The 24,882-nt window shown below is 72.4% G+C and carries 24 protein-coding genes; 15 read left to right on the forward strand and 9 right to left on the reverse strand.

The genetic code is table 11. The annotated features are described in order from the left end of the window. The first annotated feature begins 184 nt into the window (after positions 1-184). Positions 185-1,378, forward strand: coding sequence for a glycosyltransferase 87 family protein (locus tag ABD901_RS08475; RefSeq protein WP_345123028.1), 1,194 nt, complete (start codon positions 185-187; stop codon positions 1,376-1,378). 132 nt (positions 1,379-1,510) lie between these two features. Here the strand turns inward: ABD901_RS08475 and ABD901_RS08480 are convergent, their stop codons facing one another. Continuing rightward, on the reverse strand, positions 1,511-2,098 hold the full coding sequence (locus ABD901_RS08480) for a hypothetical protein (RefSeq protein WP_345123030.1): 588 nt from the start codon (positions 2,096-2,098) through the stop codon (positions 1,511-1,513). Between the two features lie 81 nt (positions 2,099-2,179). Here ABD901_RS08480 and ABD901_RS08485 point away from each other — a divergent pair, with 81 nt between their 5' ends. The 5 genes from ABD901_RS08485 (at position 2,180) to ABD901_RS08505 (ending at position 5,525) form a co-directional block, all read left to right on the forward strand. After that, positions 2,180-2,575 (forward strand): sensor histidine kinase, encoded by a 396-nt coding sequence (locus ABD901_RS08485; RefSeq protein WP_345123032.1) that lies wholly within the window; start codon positions 2,180-2,182, stop codon positions 2,573-2,575. Next, positions 2,572-3,240, forward strand: a complete 669-nt coding sequence (locus ABD901_RS08490; protein WP_345123034.1) for a response regulator — start codon at positions 2,572-2,574, stop codon at positions 3,238-3,240. The genes ABD901_RS08485 and ABD901_RS08490 overlap by 4 nt, the downstream gene beginning before the upstream one ends. Before the next feature lie 95 nt (positions 3,241-3,335). Next, positions 3,336-4,235, forward strand: coding sequence for a hypothetical protein (locus tag ABD901_RS08495; protein ID WP_345123035.1), 900 nt, complete (start codon positions 3,336-3,338; stop codon positions 4,233-4,235). Positions 4,236-4,276: 41 nt separating this feature from the next. Further along, positions 4,277-4,984, forward strand: a complete 708-nt coding sequence (locus tag ABD901_RS08500; protein WP_345123037.1) for a uracil-DNA glycosylase — start codon at positions 4,277-4,279, stop codon at positions 4,982-4,984. A 19-nt stretch (positions 4,985-5,003) separates the two neighbouring features. Then, positions 5,004-5,525: a MarR family winged helix-turn-helix transcriptional regulator gene (locus ABD901_RS08505; RefSeq protein ID WP_345123039.1), complete on the forward strand. Its 522-nt coding sequence runs from the start codon at positions 5,004-5,006 to the stop codon at positions 5,523-5,525. A 100-nt stretch (positions 5,526-5,625) separates the two neighbouring features. Here ABD901_RS08505 and ABD901_RS08510 read toward each other — a convergent pair whose 3' ends face one another. Both ABD901_RS08510 and murJ read right to left on the reverse strand, forming a co-directional pair. Next, on the reverse strand, positions 5,626-6,564 hold the full coding sequence (locus ABD901_RS08510) for an NADP-dependent oxidoreductase (RefSeq protein ID WP_345123041.1): 939 nt from the start codon (positions 6,562-6,564) through the stop codon (positions 5,626-5,628). Between the two features lie 170 nt (positions 6,565-6,734). After that, positions 6,735-8,495 carry a murein biosynthesis integral membrane protein MurJ gene (murJ, locus tag ABD901_RS08515; protein ID WP_345123042.1) on the reverse strand — a complete coding sequence of 587 codons (1,761 nt, stop codon included), beginning with the start codon at positions 8,493-8,495 and terminating at the stop codon, positions 6,735-6,737. 132 nt (positions 8,496-8,627) lie between these two features. On the opposite strand from murJ, the gene ABD901_RS08520 reads away from it, so the two are divergent. The 5 genes from ABD901_RS08520 (at position 8,628) to ABD901_RS08540 (ending at position 15,276) form a co-directional block, all read left to right on the forward strand. Then, a complete protein-coding gene (locus ABD901_RS08520) occupies positions 8,628-9,584 on the forward strand; it encodes a quinone oxidoreductase family protein (RefSeq protein ID WP_345123043.1) in 957 nt (318 codons plus the stop codon). 51 nt (positions 9,585-9,635) lie between these two features. Then, entirely contained in the window at positions 9,636-9,956 is a 321-nt protein-coding gene (locus tag ABD901_RS08525) for a GYD domain-containing protein (RefSeq protein ID WP_345123044.1), read from the forward strand. Between the two features lie 180 nt (positions 9,957-10,136). After that, entirely contained in the window at positions 10,137-10,778 is a 642-nt protein-coding gene (locus ABD901_RS08530) for a ComEA family DNA-binding protein (protein ID WP_345123045.1), read from the forward strand. 192 nt (positions 10,779-10,970) lie between these two features. Continuing rightward, positions 10,971-13,283 (forward strand): DUF4236 domain-containing protein, encoded by a 2,313-nt coding sequence (locus tag ABD901_RS08535; RefSeq protein ID WP_345123047.1) that lies wholly within the window; start codon positions 10,971-10,973, stop codon positions 13,281-13,283. Between the two features lie 199 nt (positions 13,284-13,482). Then, on the forward strand, positions 13,483-15,276 hold the full coding sequence (locus tag ABD901_RS08540) for a glycosyltransferase (RefSeq protein WP_345123049.1): 1,794 nt from the start codon (positions 13,483-13,485) through the stop codon (positions 15,274-15,276). A 6-nt stretch (positions 15,277-15,282) separates the two neighbouring features. On the opposite strand, the gene ABD901_RS08545 is transcribed toward ABD901_RS08540, so the two are convergent. After that, positions 15,283-15,813, reverse strand: a complete 531-nt coding sequence (locus ABD901_RS08545) for a DUF302 domain-containing protein (protein ID WP_345123050.1) — start codon at positions 15,811-15,813, stop codon at positions 15,283-15,285. An 82-nt stretch (positions 15,814-15,895) separates the two neighbouring features. Between ABD901_RS08545 and ABD901_RS08550 the strand changes: the two genes are divergently transcribed. Beyond that, positions 15,896-17,548, forward strand: a complete 1,653-nt coding sequence (locus tag ABD901_RS08550; protein ID WP_345123053.1) for an Hsp70 family protein — start codon at positions 15,896-15,898, stop codon at positions 17,546-17,548. 98 nt (positions 17,549-17,646) lie between these two features. Continuing rightward, positions 17,647-17,910, forward strand: a complete 264-nt coding sequence (locus ABD901_RS08555; protein WP_345123055.1) for a hypothetical protein — start codon at positions 17,647-17,649, stop codon at positions 17,908-17,910. A gap of 60 nt (positions 17,911-17,970) precedes the next feature. On the opposite strand, the gene ABD901_RS08560 is transcribed toward ABD901_RS08555, so the two are convergent. Next, positions 17,971-18,402, reverse strand: coding sequence for a nucleotide triphosphate diphosphatase NUDT15 (locus tag ABD901_RS08560; protein ID WP_345123057.1), 432 nt, complete (start codon positions 18,400-18,402; stop codon positions 17,971-17,973). Between the two features lie 61 nt (positions 18,403-18,463). On the opposite strand from ABD901_RS08560, the gene ABD901_RS08565 reads away from it, so the two are divergent. Both ABD901_RS08565 and ABD901_RS08570 read left to right on the forward strand, forming a co-directional pair. Next, positions 18,464-18,853 (forward strand): nucleoside/nucleotide kinase family protein, encoded by a 390-nt coding sequence (locus tag ABD901_RS08565; protein ID WP_345123059.1) that lies wholly within the window; start codon positions 18,464-18,466, stop codon positions 18,851-18,853. After that, entirely contained in the window at positions 18,850-20,202 is a 1,353-nt protein-coding gene (locus tag ABD901_RS08570; RefSeq protein ID WP_345123061.1) for a hypothetical protein, read from the forward strand. Before ABD901_RS08565 ends, ABD901_RS08570 begins: the two co-directional genes overlap by 4 nt. Before the next feature lie 6 nt (positions 20,203-20,208). Here the strand turns inward: ABD901_RS08570 and ABD901_RS08575 are convergent, their stop codons facing one another. The 4 genes from ABD901_RS08575 to ABD901_RS08590 form a co-directional block, all read right to left on the reverse strand. Beyond that, positions 20,209-20,904 (reverse strand): hypothetical protein, encoded by a 696-nt coding sequence (locus ABD901_RS08575; protein ID WP_345123063.1) that lies wholly within the window; start codon positions 20,902-20,904, stop codon positions 20,209-20,211. 95 nt (positions 20,905-20,999) lie between these two features. Beyond that, on the reverse strand, positions 21,000-22,448 hold the full coding sequence (argG, locus tag ABD901_RS08580; protein ID WP_345123065.1) for an argininosuccinate synthase: 1,449 nt from the start codon (positions 22,446-22,448) through the stop codon (positions 21,000-21,002). Between the two features lie 67 nt (positions 22,449-22,515). Beyond that, entirely contained in the window at positions 22,516-23,832 is a 1,317-nt protein-coding gene (locus tag ABD901_RS08585; protein WP_345123067.1) for a DUF6002 family protein, read from the reverse strand. 13 nt (positions 23,833-23,845) lie between these two features. Then, complete coding sequence (locus ABD901_RS08590; protein ID WP_345123069.1) at positions 23,846-24,880, reverse strand: potassium transporter TrkA; 1,035 nt, start codon at positions 24,878-24,880, stop codon at positions 23,846-23,848. Positions 24,881-24,882: the final 2 nt, after the last annotated feature.

Here is a 24,882-nt window from a genome sequence, read left to right on the forward strand (position 1 = left end):
CGGTCTCGCCAAGACGCCACGGGGATGCCCCGCCGCTTGGAACACTGGACCGCGACATCGCGCCGCGAGGCCACCGCCCGGCATTCGCTGCGGTCGAACCGCATTCCTGGACGACACCACGTGTGTACACGTGCGGTGTCGACCGCGGTTCGTGCCTCATCGATACCGACGGGGGAGCCGAACGTTGGACATACGGGCGGACGAATCCGCGTCAGCGTCGAGCGTGTCCGGGCGGCAATGGGTCGGCCTGGCCGTCCTCGCGGTCTGCGTCGCCCTGTTCGTCGCCGCCTCGGCGCGCTGGCAGCACCAGTTCGACCTGCGGATCTACCACGGCGCGGTCCGTTCCTGGGCGCACGGCGGTGACCTGTACGCCTACCGCCAACCGGAGACCGTGCGGGTATTCGGCTTCACCTATCCACCGTTCGCCGCGATCGCCATGCTGCCCATGACGATCGTGGCGTGGCCGGTCGCCGCCGTTGCCCTCGCGCTCACGTCGGTGTCGGGGACGTTGCTGCTGCTCTGGCGACGGTTTCACCGGTGGGCACCGACGCTCGCCGGCGTGATTCTGCTCGCCGCGGCCGAACCCTGGCGGGACACCCTCAGTCTCGGCCAGATCAACCTGGTGCTGCTCACGCTCGTCGCGGTCGACCTGCTGTACCTGGTCGGACGGCATCCCGCCGCCGGTATCCTCATCGGTGTCGCCGCCGGCATCAAGCTCACCCCGGCGGTGTTCATCGCATACCTGCTGCTCGCCAGGCGTTATCGGGCAGGGTTCATTGCCGCCGGTACGGCGTTGGCGACCGTCGGCCTCGGATGGCTGATCGCCCCGGGGGCATCCCGCGCGTACTGGACGTCGCTGGTCTGGCGGACCGGCCGGGTCGGCGAGATCTTCTCCGTGCCAAACCAGTCCCTCGACGGCGCATTGACCAGGATGCACGCGCCCGCGGCGGTGTGGCCCGCGCTCGTCGTGGTCATCCTGGCGGTCTGGGCCTACCGGGTGCGGCGGGCCGCCGCCGCCGACGACGCCTGGGCCGGCCTGGCGCTGACCGGTGTGGCGATGTGCCTGATCAGCCCGATCAGCTGGGTACACCACCTGGTCTGGCAGATTCCGGCGCTGCTCGTCCTCGTCGACCGGCAGGCCGATCGGCGCCACCGGCACTGGTACCTGCTGCTCGGCGCCGGCATCTACGGGTTGATGGCCACCAGGGTCCTCTGGCTGTTCAAGGACCCCGCCAACCCGCTCTACCTGCCGGGCGCGAACATGCACGTCATCACCGGACTGGTGCTGCTGCTCACGGTACCGGTCAAATCGGCGCCCCGCCCCACCACGGTGCTGCCGGCCCCGGCCACACGGCCGTCGCTTGCCAAGACGGCGTAGCCCGCCACCCTCCCGTCGCGGCGCGTTTATCGCCGGGCAAGCAGGCTGTCCCGACGCGACAGGTGAAGCGGCCCGTCAACGGTGTGCGTTGGCGTGGCCCTCCGGCTTGTCGCCGGAGGGCCACGAGGCCGATCAGGCGGAGCGGCGGCGGCCCAGCCGGAAGCCGCAGGCAACGGTGACGGCGATCGCGAGCGGCAGGTAGCGCATCGGCGCGGGCGAGATCGCGATGACCGATGCCAGGATGAGGAACCAACCGCTGACGCCGATCAGCTTGGCCCGCAACAGCGATATCGCGATCAGCGCCCAGCCCAGGCCCATCACCATGTACGACACGACGAAACCGGCCGTGACACTGGCGATGCCGTCGCTGACCGCACGCGGGTCGACGTGCGCGAGACCGGGCTGCACGAACACGCTTGACCAATAGCCTCCCGCGACCAGGATCGTGCCCAGCTCCCCGACGATCCAGGCAAGCCGGCCGAAGCCGTGCCGCAGCGCCTGCACCTGCGCCGGAAGTGCGGCCAGCCCCACGGCCATCGCGATCAGCGCAGCCAGTGCGGCGACGTTGGATGCGATACCCAGGCCGTTCGTCACCATCTTCACCGCATCACCGCCGGTTGCGGCGGCGGCCACCAACACGAGGACGATCGATACCGCGGCAATCGGACCGGCAAGCAGCAATGCCGGCCGGCGCGCATCGGTCGCCGGCGCGATACCCAACCGGGCCTGAGCGCGCAGGTCCTCGATGCGATCGGCGAAACCGGCCGGCGTGCCATCGGCGACCTGCGGAACCTGCTCGGCGTGCTCCGCTCGAATGAGGACTCCGTACCGGCCGACCTGAGCGCACTGCTCGAACCCGTCCGCCTCACCGGCCTGGACGTCGACCTGATCGAGTCCGGGGACCCGATCCCGATCCCGCTACGGCCGGCCGTGTACCGAATCGTGCAGGAGGCACTCACCAACGCCTTGAAACACGCGGCCGCGTCGAAGGTCGTCGTCACCGTCAGACACGACGGCGCCGGCGTGACCCTGGAGGTGGTCGACGACGGTCCCGGTGCGCCACAGCCGGCCGGCGGCAGCGGCCGGGGCCTCGCCGGCATGGCCGAACGGGTACAGGCGCTCGGCGGGACCTTGTCCACCCAGCACCTCACACCGGCCGGATTCCGGGTGCTCGCGCAGCTGCCGGTGCAGCCGTGATCCGCGTACTCATCGCCGACGACCAGGAACTCGTCCGCGCCGGGCTGCGGATGATCCTCGAAGCGCAACCGGACATCGAGGTCGTCGCAGACGTCGGCGACGGCGCGGCGGCCACGCGCGAGGCGATGCACCTCCGCCCGGACGTGGCGCTGCTCGACATCCAGATGCCCGGCGGCGACGGCATCGCGGCGGCACGGCAGATCCTCGCCAACCCACGGCTGGACACCCGCGTGGTCATGCTGACCACCTTCGACCTCGACGAGTACCTGTACGCCGCGATGGCCGCCGGCGCCAGCGGCTTCCTGCTCAAGTCGTCGCCCCGCGCCCACCTGCTGCACGCGATCCGCACCGCCACCTCGGGAGACGCGCTACTCGATCCCGTCCTCACCCGACGCCTCATCGAAACCTACGTGAAGCGACCCGTCGCACCATCCGACGCAACGGCCACACTGACAGCCCGGGAACGCGAGGTGCTGGTGGAGCTGGTCCGAGGACGCTCCAACGCGGCGATCGGAGCGAGGCTGTACCTCGCCGAGACGACGGTCAAGACGCACGTCGCCGCGATCCTGCGCAAACTCGGCTTGCGCGACCGGCTCCAGGCCGTCATCTACGGATACGAGCACGGCATCATCCACCCCGGCGACACGACTCAGCCGCCGGATTGAAGGATCACCGGGACTAGGACACACCGGGCTGCCCGATCGTCCGGCCGTCCGTTTTGTTCAAGACTCGTCTCGACCCGGCGCCTAGCATCCGGTTCATGACCGATGCATTTTCCTCGGCAGACCGATTCCTGCTGGCCGAGGCGCGTCTGCTGGAGCGCCGCCTGTTCGCCACCCTGTTCCGGGGTGCGTCCCCGGACGCTGTGGTCGATGTCCTGCGCGGCTACCAGAACGCCGACGGCGGCTTCGGCCACGGGCTGGAGCCGGACAAGCGCTGCCCGGCCAGCCTGCCGATCGACGTGGAGATCGCGTTCCAGGCGATGGCCGCGGCCGGTACCGCCGACGCGAAGATGCTCGGCCGGGCGTGCGACTTCCTCAGCCGTACCGCGGCCGAGGTTGACGCCGGTGGCGCGGTTCCGCTCGCCTTCCCGGTCATCGAGTCCTTCCCGCGCGCGGAACACTGGTCGGACTGGACCTATGAGCCGGGCGTAAACCCCACGGCCGGCCTGGCCGGTCTGCTGTACCGGCTTGACTTCGACCATCCGTGGCGGGAGGCGGCAAGCCGCTTCTGCTGGCACGCCGTCCAGACCGATGCGCTGCCCGACGAAGTGCACGCGCTGGCGGAGGTGCTGGCGTTTCTGGCACACGTACCGGACCGGGAGCGGGCCGAGCGGTACGCACCGGCCGTATTGGAGCGGATGGCCGCCTCGCCGATGTACCAGGCGGAGCCGAAGGACGGGGAGTACGGGCTGTCGCCGCTGACCGTGGCGCCGACCGCAGACTCGCCGTGGCGGCGCCGGTTCGATGACGGCCAGATCGAGGCGCACCTCGACCACCTCGCCGCAGCGCAGCAGCCGGACGGCGGCTGGCCCATCACGTGGACGCCCCCGAGCGAGGCGTCGCGTCTGGAGTGGCGGGGCATTGTCACCCTCCAGGCGTTGCGCACGCTCACCTCGTACGGCCGGCTGTCACCAGCCGTAGCCGCCGGTCCCGCGTGACGCCCTGGCGACTGGATCGATCCGACGGATACATTGCGGCCATGACCGTGCCGGCAAAGCCCGTGTACCTGCTGGACTTGCTGCCCGACGACTGGCGCCAAGCGGTCGCGCCGTACGTCGACGCCGACGTCGTGGCGGCGCTGTCCTCGTTCGTCGTCGAGGAGTACCGGTCCACTGCGGTGTATCCGCGGAAACAGGACATCTTTGCCGCGTACCGGTTGTGCCCGCTCGCGGACACGCGGGTCCTCATCCTCGGCCAGGACCCGTACGTCAGGCCGGGACAGGCCCACGGGCTGAGCTTCAGCGTGCCGCCGGGCGTCGCGGTGCCGCCGTCCCTGCGCAACGTGTACCAGGAGATGCGCGACGACCTCGGGGTCGAACCGCCGCCGTCCGGCGACCTGACCGCCTGGTGCCGGCAGGGGGTGATGCTGCTCAACGCGGTGCTGACCGTCCGCGCCGGCACCCCGAACTCGCACAAGGGGCGCGGCTGGGAGAACATCACCGACGCCACGATCCGGGCGCTGAACGACAAGGCGGAGCGGGTCGTGTTCGTGCTGTGGGGCGCGGCGGCGAAGGCGAAGGCGCCGCTCGTGACGCATGACCGGCATGTGGTACTGCGGGCCGGCCACCCCAGCCCGATGAACCCGGCCGGGTTCATCGGCAGCCGGCCGTTCAGCCGGATCAACGCGGCCCTCGCGGCGACCGGAGCGCTGCCGGTGCGTTGGTCACCGGCGATGCCGAGGCACTGACGCACGTACGGTGAGCGGTGTGAGCGACCCGACACCAGGCCCGGCACCAGCAGGCCTGAACACCGAGCAGCTGGCCGCCTTCTTCGCCCTGATGGAGGTCAGCAGCCTGCTCCAGTACGCCGTCGACGAACACCTGCGCGCCGACGGGGACCTCAGCTACGTGCAGTTCCAGATCCTCGCCCGCCTCGTGGACGCGTCCGAGGGCAGGCTGCGGATGACCGATCTGGCCGACGGTGTGGTGTACAGCCGCAGCGGGCTCACCTATCAGGCGGGCCTGCTGGACCGGCGCGGCCTCATCACCCGCTCGCCGTCGCCGGACGACGAGCGCAGCGTCATCGTGTCCATCACCGAAGCCGGCCGCGACCTGGTCGCCCGGGTGCTGCCCGGACACGTGGACAGCATCCGGCGCCTGCTGTTCGACGCGATGTCCGACGGTGACCTCGCCGTGCTGGGCGACGTGCTCGGACGCGTCCGCGAACACATGCGCGCCGCCCCGCCCCGGTCCGCCAGACCCCGCGCCGGGCGCAAGACGTCGAGCTGACCGACCTCGATGTAAGCCCCCGCCATCGCCTCGGCCATCGGGGCCGGCGCGGCGGCGACTTCGGAGTCCAAGTTGCATGACATCGCTGCGTCCTTGGCCGTCAGGCGGCGGGCGGAAGGACGATGACCTTGCCGGACAGCGTGGCCGCCCGGGCGTGGAGCGCCGGCAGTTGCGCCAGCGGCACCCGCTCCGCGACGTCGACGCGCAGCTCGCCGCGGTCGACCAGCGCCACCAGCCGCGACAGCTGTTCGGCGTCGCTGCGGACGAAGACGTCGACGCCGCGGACGCCGCGCTCCTCGTCGGCCGGCGCGGCCATCCACACGGTCGTGCTCACCACGACACCGCCCGGGCGGACGAGGCCGACCAGCGCGGCCAGCTGCGCCGGGTCGATCGGCGCGAGGTTGAGCACGACGTCGACCGGCTCGGTCACCGCCGCCGTCACCTCGGTGGTGGTGTGGTCGATGACCTCGTCGGCGCCCGCCGTCGTGACGCGCTCGCGGCTGCGCGGGCCGGCCGTGGCGATCACGTGGGCGCCGGCGCGCTTGGCCAGCTGCACGGCGTAGCCGCCGACCGCTCCGCCCGCGCCGTTGATCAGCACGCGCTGCCCGGCCGTCAGGCCGCCGTGGTCGAAGAGCGCCTGCCACGCGGTGAGGCCCACCGACGGCAGCGCGGCGGCGTCGGGCAGCGGGATGCTCGTGGGCGCCGGGGTCAGGATCTCGGCCGGCGCGAGCACGTACTGCGCGGACGCGCCGTCCTCCACCATGGGCAGGAAGCCGATGACCTCGCCGCCGACCTCGATACCGTCCACGCCCTCGCCCAGCGCGTCGACCGTGCCGGAGACGTCGATGCCGGGCGTGTGCGGCAGTACCACCGGGAAGGGGTCGCGCATGTAGCCGGCGCGAATGTTGCCGTCGATGGGGTTGAACGTCGTCGCGGCGACGCGGATCCGGACCTGCCCGGCACCGGGGACGGGCTGCTCCACGTCCTCGTAGCGCAGGACGCCGGGGTCGCCGTACTCGTGGAAACGCACTGCCTTCATGGCTGAGCCTGCCTTCGCTCGAGTCTTCGATAGATGCTCCGAATTCGAAGCACACTATCTATAACTTGCTGCGAGTTTGAAGCAATCCCGGCCCAGGCGTGACCCCCGTCACGAAGCCACACCATTCGAAGGCCGCATGGGTCGCGATGCCGGACCGGGCCTTCGGGCGCCTACCGGCCGAGCTTGCGGCGTACCATCCCCGCCACCTGGCTCACCTCGCGCACGCCCAGCAACGTGGCCACGGCGAGGTAGACCGCGACCACCGTGGTGCCTCCGGCCAGCAGCTGCAGCAGCGCCTCGCCTCGGCCGGAGGGGGCGCCCGCGCCCGGCATCAGGTGCACCACCAGCAGCCCGAGAGCGGCCGCGACCGCCGCCGCGACGAGCACCTTGCCCAGGCCGAGCGCGATCGAGCCGAGGTCGAGCCGGCCGATCCGGCGGCGCAGCACGGCCAGCGAGATCACGGCGGAGACCAGGTAGGACAGGGCGTTGCCGGCCGTCATGCCGGCCGCCGAGAGCGACTTGTCCAGGACCGCGGCCAGCACGACGTACGCGCCGATCCGCACCGCCACGACCGGCAGGTTGATCAGCGCGGCCGTCCTGTTGCCCTGCAGCGAGTAGAACGCATACGTGCACAGGTAGCTGATCGAGAGCGGCAGCACCGCGAACGCGGCGACCACCAGCACCGTCCCCGTGGCCAGGGCGGCGTCGTTGCCGTAGGCGCCGCCCTGGAAGAGCATGACCGAGATCGGGGCGCCGAGCACGCCGTAGATCGCCGCGATCGGGGCGAGCGCCGCGGCGGTGAGCCGGATGCCGCGGCTCAGGTCCGCGCTCACCTCGGCATACCGGCCCTCGGCGGCGGCCGCGCTCATCTTCGGCAGCAGCGCGGTCATCACGGAGACGCCGATGATGCCGTGCGCCATCATGGTCAGCAGGAAGACGTTGTTGAAGGCCAGCACGCTGGCGCTGTTCTTGCCGGCCACCCGGCTCAGCAGGCGGACCACGACGAACACGGCCACCTGGTTCGCGGCCACGTAGCACAGCATCCAGCCGGCCAGCCGGCCGATCTCGCCGAGGCCCAGCGAGCGCGGATCCCAGCGCCACCGCCAGCTGAAGCCGACCTTGCGCAGCGCGGGCAGCAGGCCGAGCGCCTGCACCACCATGCCGAACAGCGTGCCCAGCCCGATCAGCGCGATGCGCCCGCCGCTCATGTCCTCGGGCCGCAGGCCCTTGGCGGTGCCGAAGACGACGACGAAGACGCCGCAGGTCGCGATGACCACGAGGTTGTTGAGGATCGGCGCCCACATCGGGGCCGCGAAGTGGCCACCGACATTGAGGATCGCGCCGATCAGCGCCGACAGGCCGGTGAAGAAGATGATCGGCAGGATCAGGTACGCGAAGTGCGTGACGAGGTCGTGGTACCCCACCGAGGTGCTGCCGCTCGACTGGACCGCCGTGATCAGCGGCGCGGCCGCCACCACCAGCAGCGTCGCCACCCCGAGCGAGAGGACCGCGAAGGTCAGCAGCTTCCGGGTGTACTCCAGGCCGCCGTCCGGGTCGGCCTTGCGCCGCCGGACCAGCAGCGGAACCAGCACGCTGGAGAGGATCCCGCCGAGCAGCAGCTCGTAGATCTGCCCCGGCAGGAACTGGGCGCTGGTGTAGGCGTCGCCGATCCCGGCGCCCAGGGTCATGCCGATCAGCGCGTTGCGTGCGAAGCCGATGATCCGGCTGACCAGGCTGCCGACCGCCATGACCGCGCTGTGACCGGCCGTGCCGCCGTCGCCGCCGACGGCCGCGGTCACGGCCGGCGCGGACGGCTCCGGCTCCTGCCCCGGGAGCTGACCGTCGACCGAGATCAGGGTCACGCCGTCCTCGACCGCCGGGGGCGTGCCATCCGATGCGGCGTGCGCGCTGCGGTACAGACCGGAGCTCATCCGAGGCTCGTGGAACGCGATTGCACGGCTGACTACGTTATGTGATCGCCCAAGGCGACACCACGTGACACGCGCGACAGCCACCCGGCCGTTTGGGTCGCGCCCCCACCCCGGCCGGTTACGTTGGCGATCATGCGAGCCATCCAATGCGCCCGGTTCGGCGGCCCCGAGGTCCTCGAGCTGGTGGAGGTGCCCGAGCCGGTGCCGGACGACGGGCGGCTGCTCGTCGATGTGCACGCGGCCGGGCTGAACTTCGCCGACGTCGGGCGGATCGCGGGCACCTACCGGCCGGCGCCCGAGCTGCCGTTCGTGCCCGGGACCGAGGTGGTCGGGGCCGACCCCGCCGGGCGGCGCGTGCTGGCCACCGTGTTCGGCGGCGGCGGGTTCGCGCAGCGGGCGCTGGTCGCGGCGGAGGATGCCGTGGTGGTACCCGATGAGGTGCCCGACGGCGCGGCGCTGGCGCTGCTCGTGCAGGGGCTCACCGCGTGGCACGTGCTGCGTAACAGCGCGCGGGTGCGGCCCGGCGAGACCGTGGTCGTCAACGCGGCGGCCGGCGGCGTGGGCTCGCTCGCGGTACAGCTGGCCAGGCACTTCGGCGCCGGCCGAGTCATCGCCACGGCGTCCACCCCGCAGCGGCGCGAGCTCGCGATGGCCCTCGGCGCCGACGCGGCCGTCGACGGCGCCGCCGACGGGTACGCCGCCCGCGTCCTCGACGCGAACGGCGGCCGCCCCGTCGACGTGGTGCTCGAGTCGATCGGGGGCCGGGTGTTCTCGGCCGGGCTGGAGGTGCTCGGCGCGTTCGGGCGCCTGGTCACGTTCGGCAACGCCTCGCGCGAGGGGCGCCCGGCCGTCGACCCGGGCGAGCTCGCCGAGCGCAACCTGAGCGTCGCCGGCTTCTGGCTGCGCCCGGCGCTGGAGGTGCCGGGCGCATACGAGGGGCCGCTGCGGGAGATGTTCGGCCTCGTCGCCGCCGGGGTGCTGCGGCCGCAGGCCGGGGCCGAGTACCCGCTGCACGAGACCGGGCGCGCGGTCGCCGACCTGCTGGCCCGGCGTACCACAGGCAAGGTTCTGATCCGGCCACAGCAGTGAGCCCGGACCGGGCCACGGGCGATTACCCTCGGTACTGAGGGGGTGATCTCCATGCCCAGATTCCTCATCCAGGGGACCTTCACGCTCGACGGCCTTCGCGGGCTGCTCAAGGAAGGGGGCAGCGGACGAGTCGAGGCCGTCCGGAAGATGGCCGAAAGCGTCGGCGGGCGACTGGAGTCGTTCGACTTCTGCTTCGGCGACAACGACACCCACGTCATCTGCGAACTGCCGGACAACAAGGCCGCCGCGGCCGTCGCCCTGGCGGTCGGTGCATCCGGTGGAGCAACCACCAGGACCGTCGCGCTGCTCAGCCCGGCGGACGTCGACCAGGCGGTCCGGCAGAACGTCGAGTACCGCTCGCCGGGCACCTGATCCGGCCACCGGACGAACCCGTCCGGTCGCGAGAGCAAGCTTCCTTTCGGCGCGTGGACGCCGGCGCTGAGCAGAAGCCGGTGCCCGCGTGCCGCCAACAGCTCACCGCGCCAGGGTCGGCCATCCGACCCGCGGCCACACTGTCACCTGAGCGTGATGGTCGATCCCTACCGTGGGTCCATGCGGCGGTTACCGTGGTGGTTCCTGATTCCGCTCCTCACGTTCGGCGCCGGCAGCGGCCCGATGGTCGTCTACGGCGGCGCCCGGCTGCGCAGCCGCGGGCACATCGCGGCCGGAGCCGTCTACGGCGCGCTCTTCATCGTCTTCTTCGTGGGCGCCCAGTTCACCGACGACAACTCGACGGGCCCGCTCGACGCGGTCATCTCGACCGCCTGGCTGGTCAGCTGGCTGGCCGGCACGGTACACACCGCGATCCTCGAGCGGATCGTCAAATCCGGGCGACGCCGGCAGTCCCACCCGGTCGACCCGGTCCTGGCCGCGGCGCAGGACCGCCTCGCCAGGCGCGAGCAGGCCCGCGCGCTCCTGGCGTCGAACCCGGCGCTCGCCGGCGAGCTGCTGATCGGGCGGCCCGACCTGTACCGCCAGTACGACGACGGCGGCCTCGTGGACGTCAACAACGTGCCGAGCGCGGTGCTCGCCCACGAGCTGCGGCTACCGGCCGAGACGGCCGAACAGATCGCGGACGCCCGCGAGCGCCTCGGCGGCTTCAGCTCCCCGGACGAGATCCTGGTGTACTGCGCCGGCATCACGCCCGCCCAGCTGGGCAACATCCGCGACCGGCTGGTGTTCCTGCCCCGCTGACCGTGACACCGCGCGCAAAGAACGTCGCGGAATGCGTCGGCCGAACGCCCGGTGGGCATGGCCGCACGGCTGCCCGGGGACCACCCCTGAGCTGCGCAATCCGGCCGGCGGTCCGAGGGCTTCACGGCGATTCAGGTCGTACGGTGACGCGGCCGACCAAACGGCCGGCATCCTCGTCGGAGAGGGCTGCTGGTGGGACTTCGCATCGGTACGAGCCTGCGCGCCGGGCCGTTCCGGTTAGGGCTTTCGACCCGTGGCATCAGCATGAGCGCGGGCCTTCCGGGATTCCGGATCGGATCGGGCCCGCGCGGCAACTATGTCAGCGTCGGCATCGGCGGGATCCGCTATCGCGCCACGATCGCCGGCGGCGGGCGACGGCCGGCCCGCCGGACTACTGCCGGCGCACAGGTCCCGTCGAACCCGCCGGTCGGCGGCGCGGTGCCCATGCAGGACACGACCGGCCGGGACGCCGCCGCGCTGGACCCGACCGGTCCGGGCGATCTCGTCGCGCAGCTGAACACGGCGCAGGCGCGCCACCTGTTGTGGCCGTGGGTCGCCGCCGGGCTCTTCGTGGCGATGCTGCTCACGGCGGTCGTCCCGCCGCTGGCGGCGGCGATCCTGCTCGCCGGGCCGTTCGCGGTGGCGTGGGTGTGGCAGTGGGAGCGGGCCAAGCGCACGGTCGTCGCGTTCTACGAGGTCGACGGCGCCGTCGCGGACTGGTTCGGCACCCTCACCAACGGCTTCCCCGCGCTCGGCACGCTCGGCGGGGCCTGGCGGATCCAGCAGTCGGGCGCGATTCACGACACCCACGAGCGCAAGGTCAACAGCGGGGCCGGCAACCTGGTCACCCGCGCCTCCGCCCGCTTCGCGCTGGCCCCTCCGGCGACGCTCACGACGAACATCGACGTGCCCACGCTGTCGTGCGGGGACGATGCGCTGCTCTTCCTGCCCGACCGCGTCCTGGTGCGCTCCGGGAAGCGCTGGAGCGACGTGACCTACGCCGACCTGCGCGTCAGCGCGGACGCGAGCCGGTTCATCGAATCGGGCCCGGTGCCCCGCGACGGGCGGCAGGTCGACACGACGTGGCAGTACGTCAACGTCAAGGGCGGGCCCGACCGCCGGTTCAGGGACAACCGGCAACTGCCGGTCATGCTGTACGGCAGGCTCGAAATCACGTCGCGGACTGGGCTCTGGTGGATCGTCGACTGCTCCCGGCTGGACGCGGCACAGTGGCTGGCCGGGGCGCTCCGCCCGCCGATGGCGCCGCCGATCGCGCCGCCCCGGACGCAGGCGCCGCTCACGCAGCACCGTGCCCCGGCGGTGCAGACCGCTCCCAGGCAGCAGACGGCACCCAGGCAGGCGGCACCCGCCGCATTCGCCGCACCCGGCCGGCGTGGCCCGCTGTTCGCATACGCCGGGTTGCTGTCGAGGAGCCCGGCGCTGCGCGCGCACGCGGGACCGTTCGCGGTCATCGACGTCGAGACGACTGGGCTCTGCGCCGCGGCCGGTGATCGGATCGTGGAGATCGCCATCGCGCGGGTGGAGCCGAACGGACGGATCATGGAGGAGTTCGCCACCCTCGTCAACCCGCAAGGGCGCGACACCGGCCCGGTGTTCATCCACGGCATCACCAACGACGCGGTCGAGGACGCCCCGCGCTTCAGGGACATCGCCGCGGAGGTCGTGCGCCGCCTGGACGGCTGCGTGCTCGTCGCACACAACGCCGCGTTCGAGGAGCGGTTCCTGGCAGCGGAGCTCGAACGCGCCGGGCTCCGTATGGGTCCGGTGCCGGCCTTGTGCACCCTGTGGCTGGCGCGGCAGGTGATGCGGACGCCCAACCACAAGCTGTCGACGCTCGCGCGGCATGCCGGCATCCCGATGCCGGACGCGCACGCCGCGCTGGGCGACGTCCGTGCGGTCGCCGCCCTCATGCCGCGTCTCTTCGCGCTGCAGCGGGACGCGCTGGGCTACCCGTGCCCGCCCCACGACAGCGTCGCGCTGCGGTTGCCGCCGACGACCCCCGTCCGCCCGCGCACCCGCGCGGCCGGAATCCGCCGCGGCACCGACGGGTGGATGTCGTCGATCCTCGCCCGGTTGCCGATGAGCGCAGCCGATGCCGGCGACGCCGATGCCGAGCGCTATCTGTCGTGCCTGTCCGACGCCCTCGCGGACGGGCGTATCGTCGGCGACGAGGCCCGGGCCCTGGCCGGCCTCGCGGGCTCCGCCGGCTTCGGCTCGACGCAGGTCGCGGCGCTCAACCAGCGGTTCCTCGAGTCGATGCGCGAAGCCGCCTTCGAGGACGACGTGCTGACCGTCGACGAGCTGAAGCAGCTGCGGGCGGCGGCCGCCGCGCTGGGCGTGCCGGGATACTTCGACGACCTCCGCGCGGACGAGGCACCGTCGGTCGCTGCCGGGCGGCAGGCCGCCCGGCAGCGCCGCTGCGGGAACTGCCGTACGCCGGGGCACTACCGGTCCACCTGCCCGGAGCTGATGGTGGCACGGTAGCCGACCGGCCGTTGTGAGCGATTCATGAGGTACGGGAAGATTGACCCGCCGATACGTGTTGGATAGCGTGCTGATCAATTGTTTCGGTCGGGGATGTCCGCATGTTCGTCGTGGTTGTAGACGCCGGGCACTGTCAGTGCCGCGCCCCTTGGACGTGTCGTAGGTCCTGTCGTCATGTGCCGGCGGGCCAGGGGCGTCGATGATCATTACCCTGGTCATCGATACGTTCAACGTCGGCAACAACGGGACCACGGTGTCCGCGATGCGGTTTGCCGACACACTCATCGCCCGGGGGCATACCGTGCGGGTCGTCGCCTGCGGGGAGGCCGGCGAACCGGACGCGGGCGGGCCCGAGATGTACTGGGTGCCGGAGCTCGTGGTGCCGATCGCGAGCGGGCTCGCGCACCGGCAGAACACCGTGTTCGCCAAGCCGGTGCGTGAGGTGCTCGTCGCGGCGATCACCGGGGCCGACGTCGTGCACATCTATCAGCCGTGGCCCCTGGGGCGGGCCGCCGAGCGGATCGCGCGGCGGCTGGGAGTGCCCGCCGTTGCGGCGTTTCACATCCAGCCGGAGAACATCACGTACAACATCGGGCTGGGCTGGTTCCCGCCGGCGGCGCACCTGGTGTACCTGCTGCTGCGGGTCGCCTTCTACGGGCGGTTCACCGACATCCACTGCCCGTCGACGTTCATCGCGGCGCAGCTGCGCCAGCACGGGTACCGTGCGCGACTGCATGTGATTTCCAACGGCGTCGGCGCCGGCTTCCGGCCCGCAGCGGCGCGGGCACGCGGCGACGACGAGCCGTTCCGCATTCTCATGGTGGGGCGGCTGTCGCCGGAGAAACGCCAGGACGTGCTGATCCGGGCCGCGCGCAGGTCGAGGCACGCCGGGCGGATCCAGTTGTACTTCGCCGGGCACGGGCCCCGCGAGAAGCGCCTGCGGCGGATGGCGGCGAGGTTGCCCAACCCGGCCCGCTTCGGCTACTACACGCAGGACGATCTCGCCGAGCTCATCCGCGACTGCGACCTGTACGTGCACGCCTCCGACGTCGAGATCGAAGGCGTGTCGTGCCTGGAGGCGTTCTCGTGCGGGCTCGTGCCGGTCATCTCCGACAGCAGGCGCAGCGCCACCGGTCAGTTCGCGCTCTCGCCCGCCAACCTGTTCCGTTCCGGCGACGCCGCGTCGCTCGCCGAGCGCATCGACGGGTGGATCGAAGACCCGGAGGGGCTCGCCGCGGCGTCGAAGGACTACGTGCGCTTCGCCGAGCTGTACCGGGTCGAACGCAGCGTCCGGGCGATCGAGCGGGTGTACGCGCGGGCGGGCCGTGCGCCGGAGGTGCCCGCGGGGTACGCCGGACGGGTGTACCGCATGCTGTCCAACGCGTTCTACTACGCGGTCGCGATCCCGCTGCTGTTCCTGTGGACGCGCGTGATCCTGGGCGTGCGCGCCGAGGGCAAGACCCGGCTGCCCCGCGGCGGCGGGGCGCTCACCGTCTGCAACCACGTGCACCTGCTCGACAGCGTGCTCGTCGGGCTGGCGCTGTTCCCCCGCCGGCCGGTGTTCACGGCGGCGCCGATCAACCTCGAGCATCGATGGTACGGCGCGCTGGTGCGACTGCTGGGCGGCGTTGCGGTACCGCCGACGCCCGCCGGACTGCCGAGCTTCTTCTCGGAGATGGAGCTCCTCCTCGCGCAGGGACGCGTCGTGCACTTCTTCCCGGAGGGGGAGCTGAAGCCGTACGACACGAGCCTGCGCGACTTCAAGCAGGGCGCATTCCACCTGGCGGCACAGGCGCGGGTGCCCGTGGTGCCGCTGTCGATCCGGTTCACCCCGCCCACCGGCCTGCGGCGCCTGGTCCGGCGCCGGCCCACGATGGTCATCGTCATCGGCGAGCCCATCGCGCCGACGATGACGGACCCGCGCAGCGACCGGCGCCTGCTCATGGAGCTGGCCCGCCGGCGCATGCACGACCAGATCACGCGCGCCGCGTAGCGCGCGTCAGGCGGCGGTGAGGCAGTCCGGCACCGGCATGTCGAGGGCCTCGAGCAGCCCGGCGAGCTTGTGGTCCAGCTCCACGCCGACGGTGGCGATGTCCATGCGCCCGAACGACGAGAACTGCCGGCTGGGCTGGTCCGTGGAGAACAGCGTCGGCCCGTCGGGCGCCTGCGAGATGACCGTGCGCAACGGGGCGTACAGCATCACGGCCGGATCGTGCCGGAACATCTTCTCGGCGATCGTATGGTTGCCCATGAGGTAGGCGGCGCAGTGCGCGTCGTCCCCGGCGAGCCCCATGACGGGGTCGAGGTCGATCTTCCAATAGATCATGAACCCGTGCTCGGCGACCTCGTCGGTGAGCTCGAGCATGGCCGGCCACTCGGCGTGCTCGGCCACGAGCCGCTCGACGCGCTCGACCGGATAGGCGGGCACGGCGGCCTCGTACCGCGCGACCGCGTCCTCGAACGGACTGTCGACCTCGACGACCAGGCGGCGCGAGGCCCAGTCCACCTGCATGGTTCGCGCTTCGTCCATCTCCACCGGCCCTATCTACCCCGGCGCGCCCGCACCAACCACCGACTCATCCCGTTCGATGCTCATCTGGTTCGATGCAGGGGTGACTGGAATCGCCTGGCGGCTCGGCGTCGACTACGGATCGTCACACACGGTAGCCGTCCTGTCCCGCCCCGGCGGCGAGACCCCGCGCCCGCTCACCTTCGACGGTTCGCCGCTGCTGTCCTCCGCCATCTACGCCGAGCCGGACGGCACGCTGCTCACCGGCCAGGACGCCCACGCCGCGGCGCGCTCCGAGCCGGCGCGGCACGAGCCGCACCCGAAGCGCCAGATCGACGCGGGCACCCTGCTGCTCGGCGACCGCCAGGTGCCCGTCACCGAGGCGATCGCCGCGACGTTGCGCCGCGTGGCCGAGGAGGCCGCCCGGGTGAGCGGCGGCGCCGACCTCGACGTGGTGCTCACCCACCCCGCCGGCTGGGGCCCGACCCGCCGCGCGACGCTGCGCGCCGCCGCCGAGTCCGCGGGCTTCGCCGCGCCGGCCATGCTGCCCGAGCCGGTCGCCGCCGCGAGCCAGGCACTGTCCGGCCGGGACAAGAGCGGGAAACCGTTGCTCGTGTACGACCTGGGCGGCGGAACCTTCGACGTGGCGCTGGTACGCGACACCGACGAGGGCGTGGAGATCCTCGCCGCCGACGGCACGCCCGACCTGGGCGGCCAGGACCTCGACGCGCTCGTCGTCGACCTGGTCCGCCGGGCCGTCGAGGAGCGCGACCCGCCGGCGTGGGCCCGCCTGTCGACGCCCGCCACCCCCGCCGACCGCCGCCACTTCCGCCTGCTGTGGGACAACGCCCGCCTGGCCAAGGAGAGCCTGTCGCGGCGTTCGTCGGCGACGGTCGCCGTACCGTTGCTGGAGCAGGAGGCACACCTCACCCGCGAGCAGTTCGAACGCTCCGCCGCGCCCGTGCTGGCCCTCACCGTCGACCAGACCCTCGGCCTGCTGCGCCGCGCGGCCCTCTCCCCCGCCGACCTGGACGGCATCCTGCTGGTGGGCGGCGCCACGCGCACCCCACTGGTGGCCACGCTGCTGCACCGGGCGATGGGCGGCCCGCCGACGGTGCTGGAGCAGCCGGAGCTCATCGTGGCCGAGGGTGCGGTACACCAGATGCCCAGCCGCCCCAAGGCTCCCGCAACCCCTCAGGAACCCCCGCCGCCTACCACGCCGAAGGCATCCACCCCCGACGCGACGCCCGCGTCCACGCCCGCGTTCCGCACGCAAGGCGCCCGCGGCCCGAAGCTGACCGGCGCCGCCGTCGCCGCCGCGGCCCTGATCGGCGGCATCTGGTACGCCACGGCACACGCCTCGGCGCTCAACGCCACCCCGCCCGGCGCACAGGCGTTCGGCATCGCCCTCCTGGTCGGCGCCTTCCTGGTGATGATCGGCGACCTGGCCCGAGCCGGCCGGCCCGACCTGCTGCTCATCGACGGCCGCGGCATCCACATGCGCCGCATTCGCTGGGGCCGGGGCATCCAGGACCTGTCGCTACCGTGGCCGGAGATCAGCGAGGTGCTGGTCGCGCCGCCCGGGCTGCCCCTGAGCCTCGTGGTACGCACACACCTCGGCCCCCGCGACGGCGCGGCCCGCACCGGGCGGCCGTACCGCTCGGACGTGAACGGCTACGAGCTGTGCACGCTGCGCGAGGTGGGCGCCTCACCCGTCCAGCTCCGCACGGCGATCGCCGCCCACCGCCCCACCTGAACGCCCCCGCCAACTTGATTCACGATCCGTGACTCAAGTTTGGCTGATCGTGAGGTCTGCGCCGTAGGCTCCGCGCCGTGCCCTGCCTGGAGGAACTGATGACCACCACGAGCCACCGCTACACGAGCGATTTCGCCCGCCGATACTTCAGCCAGGGCGAGGCCGCCGGAGAGGCCCGTGGGCAGGCACGCGGAGAGGCCATGGCGGTCCTGGCGATTCTCGACACTCGTGGGATCGACGTTCCGGACGCGGTCCGTGACGAGATCGCCGGCTGCACCGACCTCGACCAGCTCGGTGTGTGGATCCGGCAGGCCGTCACGGCCGAGACCGTCCAGGATCTCGACGCACCGGCGCGCGGCTAGCCAGCCACAACGAAGCTCATAAAGCCCCGGCTCGATCTCTGTGCCGGGCCGCGGAGAGGTTCAGCGTGCCGCGATAAGGCGCCGGACGTCGTCGGCGAACGGGGAGCGCAGGAGTTGTACCCACGGCAGGAACAGCGGGCCGGGGAGGCTCTCCCAGGCGAACCAGGCGTGGCGGACGAAACGGTCGGGCTCCCGCACCTCCGGCTCGCCGTCGGTGCACGTGCCGATCATCCACACGGTCACGTAGTGGCGGCCGTCCGCGATGAAGACGTCGTTCGTCACGGCCGCGGGGCGCAGGTCGAGCAGCGTCAGGCCGGTCTCCTCCTGGACCTCGCGGGCCGCGGCGTCCTCGAAGGACTCGCCGAACTCCAGGTGACCGCCCGGCAGGGACCACGTGCCGGCGCCGTGTGCGCCGCGGCGCTCTCCCATGACGAAACGGGCACCGCGGACCACGAAGACGCCGATCCCGACGCGGGGTGATGACTCGCTCACCATCGCCACAGTACGGCGGTCCTGGCCCCGCGCTCACACCAACGGCGTCTACGGTGGGCGCGTGCAAGGGGCGAGGGGCACGAAGCTCGCGGTGCGGCTGCTCGTCGCAGGGCTGTGCGCGGCCGCGTTGTTGCAGGCCATGCGGCCCGCGGTGTACTCGGCGCGGACCGGGGTCCAGGTCGTGCGCGACGCCGGGAAGCCATCCTCGGGGCGGCAGTTGCGCGAGCAGCTGGAGTACATCAGCGACGAGCTCGCCCGGCAGGTGCCGGCCCGGACGCGGGTCGTCGTCGCCGAGGCCGACGCCGAGTGGCGGGCGCGGGTCACCGAGCTCGCGACGCTGCGCGGGATCGTGGTCGTGACCGGCGGCGGGGATCTCGAGGTCGCGCTCGAGTTCGACCGGGCGGCGCCGCACGGGGTGCGGGTCGTGAAACGGAAACCGGCGAGCCCATGACCGGCGCGCTCGGGATCCTGCTGCTCGTCGCCCTCGGGCTGCCGCCGGCCTACGCGGTCACCCGGGCGCTGCCGCTCGCCGTGGTGTTCGCGCCGCTCGGCGGTGCCGCCGTGGCCACGGGCGGGGTGCTGCTCATGATCGTGGCCGGCGGGCCGCTGCTGGCCTGGGTCGCGCCCGTCGCGCTGGTCACCTGGGTGGTGGCGTGGCGGGTGCGCGGGCGGCCGCCGGTGCCGCACGGGTCGTGGCGGGACGCGCTGCTGGTCAGCGTGCCGCTGGTGCCGTCGCTGCTGCCGCTCGCGCAGCAGCCGCTGCTGTGGGACGCGCACATGATCTGGTGGCTGCACGCGGGATACTTCGAGCAGGGCGGCGGCTTCGCCCGCGACGCGATCGGCAACGGCGCGCTGGCGTTCAGCCACCAGGACTACCCGCCCCTCGCCTCGGCGCCGGTCGCGCTCGTCTGGCGGGTGCTCGGCACGCACGAGTTCTACCCGGCGGCGATGGTGTCCGGCGCGCTGACGTTCTCGGCGGTCGCGGCGGTGGTGTACGCCGTGCGGCTCGTCACCGCCTTCGGGCCGGCGCCGGTGTCGTGGCTCGCCGCGATCGCGGTGGGGCTGTCGGCGTGGAGCCCGCTGTGGATGGTGCCGACCGCGGGCTTCAGCGACGCGATGTGCGCCGCCGCGTTCGCCGCCGCGGTGGTACTCCTGCTGCTGCACCGCGAACCGTTCGGCGCGACGCTGCCCCTGGCGATGCTGCTGGCGTGCTCCTCGGCGCTGATGAAGAACGAGGGGATGAGCATGGCGGGGGCCCTGGCCGTCGTGGGCACGGTCAGGTACCGCCGGGAGATCCGGCGCATCGGGTGGTTCTGGCTGCCGGTGGCCGTCGCCGGCGTGTGGTCGGTGCTCGCCCGGCTGCTCGGGGCGCGCACCGACGTGCTCGCCGGCGGGCGGTTCGAGGCGCTGCTGCACGGCGACCCGGACACCGCGGGGCGGTTCCCGCACGTCTTCGCGACGATGGCCGGACGGGTCGGATGGATCATGGTGTACGCCATGACGGCCGCCCTGCTGGGCCTGCTGCTCCTGCGGCGGCGAAGGCGCGAGCTCGGCCTCGGCGGGGACCTGTGGCTGTGGGCGGTGGCCGCGCTGCAGTGGGGCGTGTTCACGCTCATCTACATGATCACGCCGATGCCGCTGGAGTGGCACCTCGGCACGTCGGTGGACCGGGTGATGATCTCCATCGTGGTGCTGGCCTGCGCGAGCGCGGCCTGCTGGGCGGTGGTGGCGCTGCACCGGCCGGCCCGGGCACCGGACGCGGCGCCGGCCCCTGTCGAGCAGGCCGGCGCCCGGGTCTAGCGGGAGTCAGTCGCGGCCGAAGAGGCGCGAGAAGAAGCCCTTGCGCTCGGTGCGGCGCGGTGCGCGCTGGCGCGGTACCGCCGCCTTGTCCACGGAATGGTGCCGTTCGACGTGCTCCTCGACGGTGTGGTGGCCGGCCACGACCTTGACCTTGGTCTTCTCGTCCTCGACCTTGTCGACCTCGACCTCGCCGGACTTCGTCGGGCGGCGGCGCACCGTCGTGGTCCGGGTGGTCTTCACGACCGTCTCGCGGTCGTCGTCGTCGAGCTCGTCGGCCGGGATGAACTCGGCGGCGGGCTTGACGTCCGCCGCCCGGTAGCGCAGCGGTTCCCAGAGCGGCCCGGGGATCACGTGTACCCCGAAGTGCGTGCGATGGTGCACCGCGCACAGCGGCTCGAGGTTGCCCGGCGACTCGATCCACTCCTGGAAGTCGCCGTCGTCGTCGAGGTGCAGGCCGAGCTGCTGGTTGACCTTGTCGATGTCGACGCCGCCGGCCTGGGAGAACTCGATGTGCGAGTGGTGCAGCTCGACGTTGCCGCCGCAGTAGTTGTCGTTGATCACGCAGCGCCACAGGCCCTGGCGTTTCATCCGGGCCTTGACCTGCTCGAAGAGGTGGTAGTGGGGGTCTTCCTCGCGCGGCTCGTGGGCCGGCACATGCGTGATCAGGTGGAGGGTGAGTCCCTGGTCGTGCGCATCGGTCATGACGCGCAGTTCACAGCCGCGCGGGGCCGAGAGCAAACGACACGCCGTGAGATGTTGACAACCTCATGACAAGCGGGGCGCACCCTCCACTTGATTCAGTCCGTGCCCGCCTCCATCGCGGCCTGGTCGAGCAGGTCGTCGTCCTCGGTCGTGGCACTGCGGGCCGTGATCGCGGCGGCGCCGCCGGCCGGCATCGCGCCGATCAGGTCGGCCGACGGGGTCTGGTTGGCGCCGATGAGCATCGGGTGCGGGCTGCCGATGACGTTGAGCGTGACGTACTGCTCGAGCTTGGCGCGCGAGTCGGCGATGTCGAGGTTGCGCATGGTGAGCTGGCCGATGCGGTCGACGGGGCCGAACGCGGCGTCCTCCTTGCGCTCCATCGACAGCTTGTCCGGGTGGTAGGACAGGGCCGGCCCGGTGGTGTCCAGCACCGAGTAGTCCTCGCCGCGGCGCAGGCGCACGGTCACCTCGCCGGTGACGGCGCTGCCGACCCAGCGCTGCAGGGCCTCGCGCAGCATGAGCGCCTGCGGGTCGAGCCAGCGGCCCTCGTAGAGCAGGCGGCCGAGCTTGCGGCCCTCGTTGTGGTACGCCGCGACGGTGTCCTCGTTGTGGATGGCGTTGATGAGCCGCTCGTAGGCGGCGTGCAGCAGCGCCATGCCGGGGGCCTCGTAGATGCCGCGGCTCTTGGCCTCGATGATGCGGTTCTCGATCTGGTCGGACATGCCCAGCCCGTGCCGGCCGCCGATGGCGTTGGCCTCGAGCACCAGGTCGACGGCGCTCTCGAACTGCTTGCCGTTGATGCTGACCGGCCGGCCCTGCGCGAAGCCGATCGTGACGTCCTCGGTGAGGATCTCGACGTCCGGGTCCCAGAAGCGCACGCCCATGATCGGGTCGACGATCTCGATGCCGTTGTCGAGGTGCTCGAGCGACTTGGCCTCGTGGGTGGCGCCCCAGATGTTGGCGTCGGTGGAGTACGCCTTCTCGGTGCTGTCGCGGTAGGGCAGCCCGTGCGCGAGCAGCCACTCCGACATCTCCTTGCGCCCGCCGAGCTCGCCGACGAAGGCGGCGTCGAGCCACGGCTTGTAGATGCGCAGCGACGGGTTGGCGAGCAGGCCGTAGCGGTAGAACCGCTCGATGTCGTTGCCCTTGAAGGTGGAGCCGTCGCCCCAGATCTGCACGTTGTCCTCGAGCATGGCGCGCACCAGCAGGGTGCCGGCGACGGCGCGGCCCAGCGGCGTGGTGTTGAAGTAGGCGCGCCCGCCGGAGCGGATGTGGAACGCGCCGCAGGCCAGGGCCGCGAGGCCCTCCTCGACGAGGCTGGCGCGGCAGTCGACCAGCCGGGCGATCTCGGCGCCGTAGGCCGCGGCGCGCGAGGGCACCGAGGCGATGTCGGGCTCGTCGTACTGGCCGAGGTCGGCGGTGTAGGTGCAGGGCGTGGCGCCCTTCTCGCGCATCCACGCGACCGCCACCGAGGTGTCGAGGCCGCCGGAGAAGGCGATCCCGACGCGTTCGCCGACAGGCAGGGAGTTCAGAACCTTGGACACGTAGAAAGCATATACGACGCGATGCATAACCATGCAACCCCCCGTGTCGTAACCCACGGTGGTGACGTCAGGCCTCCAGGGCCGCCGCGATGTCGGCCGGGGTCGTGACCGGGTGCAGGGCGGTGCCGCACAGGGGCTCGTACATGCCCTCCGCGTAGTGGCCGGTGCCGTGCACGACGATGTCGCGGCCCGGGTCGAGCAGGGCGCGGTCGGCGGCGTTGAGCACGCCGGTCAGGGCCATGACCGTGGACCACTCGTGCAGGCGGCGTGGGTCGGCGGGCAGGGCGACGCCGGCGGGGGCGAGGCGGGCGCGCAGTTGCGGGTACCGCCCGATGCACTCGGCGAGGGACACCACGATGCCGTCGCCGCCGTGGCGGGCGATCAGGTCGTTCATGGCCGGCGACGTCGGGGGGTTGTGCGTGTAGAACGTCGGGTCGAGGACCTCGGCCGGGTCGTAGGTGACGGCCGGGAAGTGCGGGTCGTCGCCCTCGCGGTGGTACAGGCCCTCGTCGAGGCTGTAGGCGGGCAGCGCTGTGCGACGCAGCGACAGGACCATGTCCGGCGCCGCCAGGTGCTGCACCAGCAGGCTCGCCGGGCGGGTCGCCGGTGTGGCGGCGCCGGTTGACTCGAGCAGGTCGCGGCCGGCGTGGTACCCGAGCAGGCCGAACGCCGACGACACCGCGTGTGCGTGCAGCCGGGGGCGGGTGGCCGGGTCGACGTGGTGCTCGAACAGGGCCCGCGCCGCGTCGGCGATCATGTAGTTGGCCAGGTCGAGGGAGAACCAGACGTCGACGCCGTCGCGGGGGGTGTGCGTGCGAGCGAACTCCCGGGCCAGGGACTTGACGGTTTCGGGGTCGGTCCCGGAGTACGACATCTGGGGGTTGAGGCGGCGCAGGGCGGGGTCCTCGGACAGGCGGGTGGCGCGCAGCTTGTGCCGGCCGGTGCTCGGCGCGATCGTCGCCACGCGCAGTTGCTCGGGCGTGGCCAGGCCCGCGTCGAGGGCGCGCAGGACGGCGTCGCGCAGGGCCACGCCCTTGTTCCCGGAGGTCGGGGAGAAGATCAGGACCTTTCGTCCGGTACGCCGGATGTGCTCGACCGCACGGGCGACGATGAGCAGCGACGCGTAGGTCTTCGTGGTGTGGGTGCCCGGGTTGCCGGTGAGGTCGAGCAGCGTGATCCCGTGGCCGCCGTACTCGCCCAGGGGGCGCCAGCTCGCCGTGGCCGCGGCGAAGAACCCGCGCACGGCGTCGTCGAGGTCGGGCAGTGCGAATCCGACCGGGCCGCCGGCGGCCGGCGCGCAGCGGGCGACGATCTGGGGCATCCGGTCGTAGAAGTCGAGGATCAGGTTGCCGGTGAGCACCGGCAGCTCGACGGAGGTTGGCACCCGCGTTCTCCCTTCAGCCGGCCGGGCGGGCCCGCAGCTCGTCGCGGACCGCGTGCAGCGCCGCGAGCACCCCGTCGAAATCGGCGGCCGCGAAGCCCTCCGCGTATCGGGGCAGGACGGGACCGAGGGCCTCGGCGACCGGTGAGCCGAACCGTACCCGTTCGGCGTCGAACGACACGCCCTCGCGCGCCGTCCAGGCCCGGTTGAGCGCGTCGGCGCCGGCCGCGGACACGCCCGGCGGGCGGCGCAGGGCGACGGTGCCGTTCGCGACGCGGACCGGGTGGCCGCCCGGCAGGCCGGCGACGCCGGGCAGGTGGGTGTCGCGGGCCACGCCGGTGGCGAGGTCGGCGAGCAGCCGGGCGGCGAGGGCGCCGGTGAGGTCGTTCATGCCGCGCCGGTCGGCGCCGCGCTGCGCGGCGAGGCGGGCGCCGACGCCGTCGACGGGTGTGCCGTCGAGCCAGGCGCGGGCCTCGTCGGCGGGGTCGGCGGGCGCGTGCAGGTGGTAGTGGTGCGCGATGACGTGCAGCCGCGACTCGTCGGGCAGGCCGAGGTCGTCCTGCAGCGCGGTGGCGAGCATGCCGATGTTGCCGACGCCGGCGAGCACGGGGGCGCCGAGCAGCGCGAGGAGGGGGTTGACGAGGTCCGGCAGGCAGGCGTTGACGACCCACGCGCCGGTGCCGGCCAGCCGGGCCTTGAAGGCGACCTCGGCCTGCAACGGCAGGGCCACCGCGAGGCCGCCGGCGCGCAGCAGGTCGGTCCAGGCCGAGGGGCGGTCGATCGGCTCCCACGGCGACTGGGTCGAGGCGGCGACGAGCACCCCGGCCGGGTCGTGCGCCTGCAGAGCGGTCGCGAGGGCGGCGGGGTCGAGCACGACGGGCGTGAACCTGGTGGACCGCCCGGCCGCGGCGGCGCGCAGCTGGGCGACGTGGCAGAGGTCCTGCACGGCCGCGCGGTTGCGGGCCAGGACGTGGACGTCGGCCGGGATCGGCAGCGCGAGGCAGGTGGCGCGGGCGAGGGAGCCGCTGCCGATGACGGCGAGCCTGGTCAAGG

This window comes from Dactylosporangium darangshiense (genome assembly GCF_039537565.1).
GTDB lineage: Bacteria > Actinomycetota > Actinomycetes > Mycobacteriales > Micromonosporaceae > Dactylosporangium > Dactylosporangium darangshiense.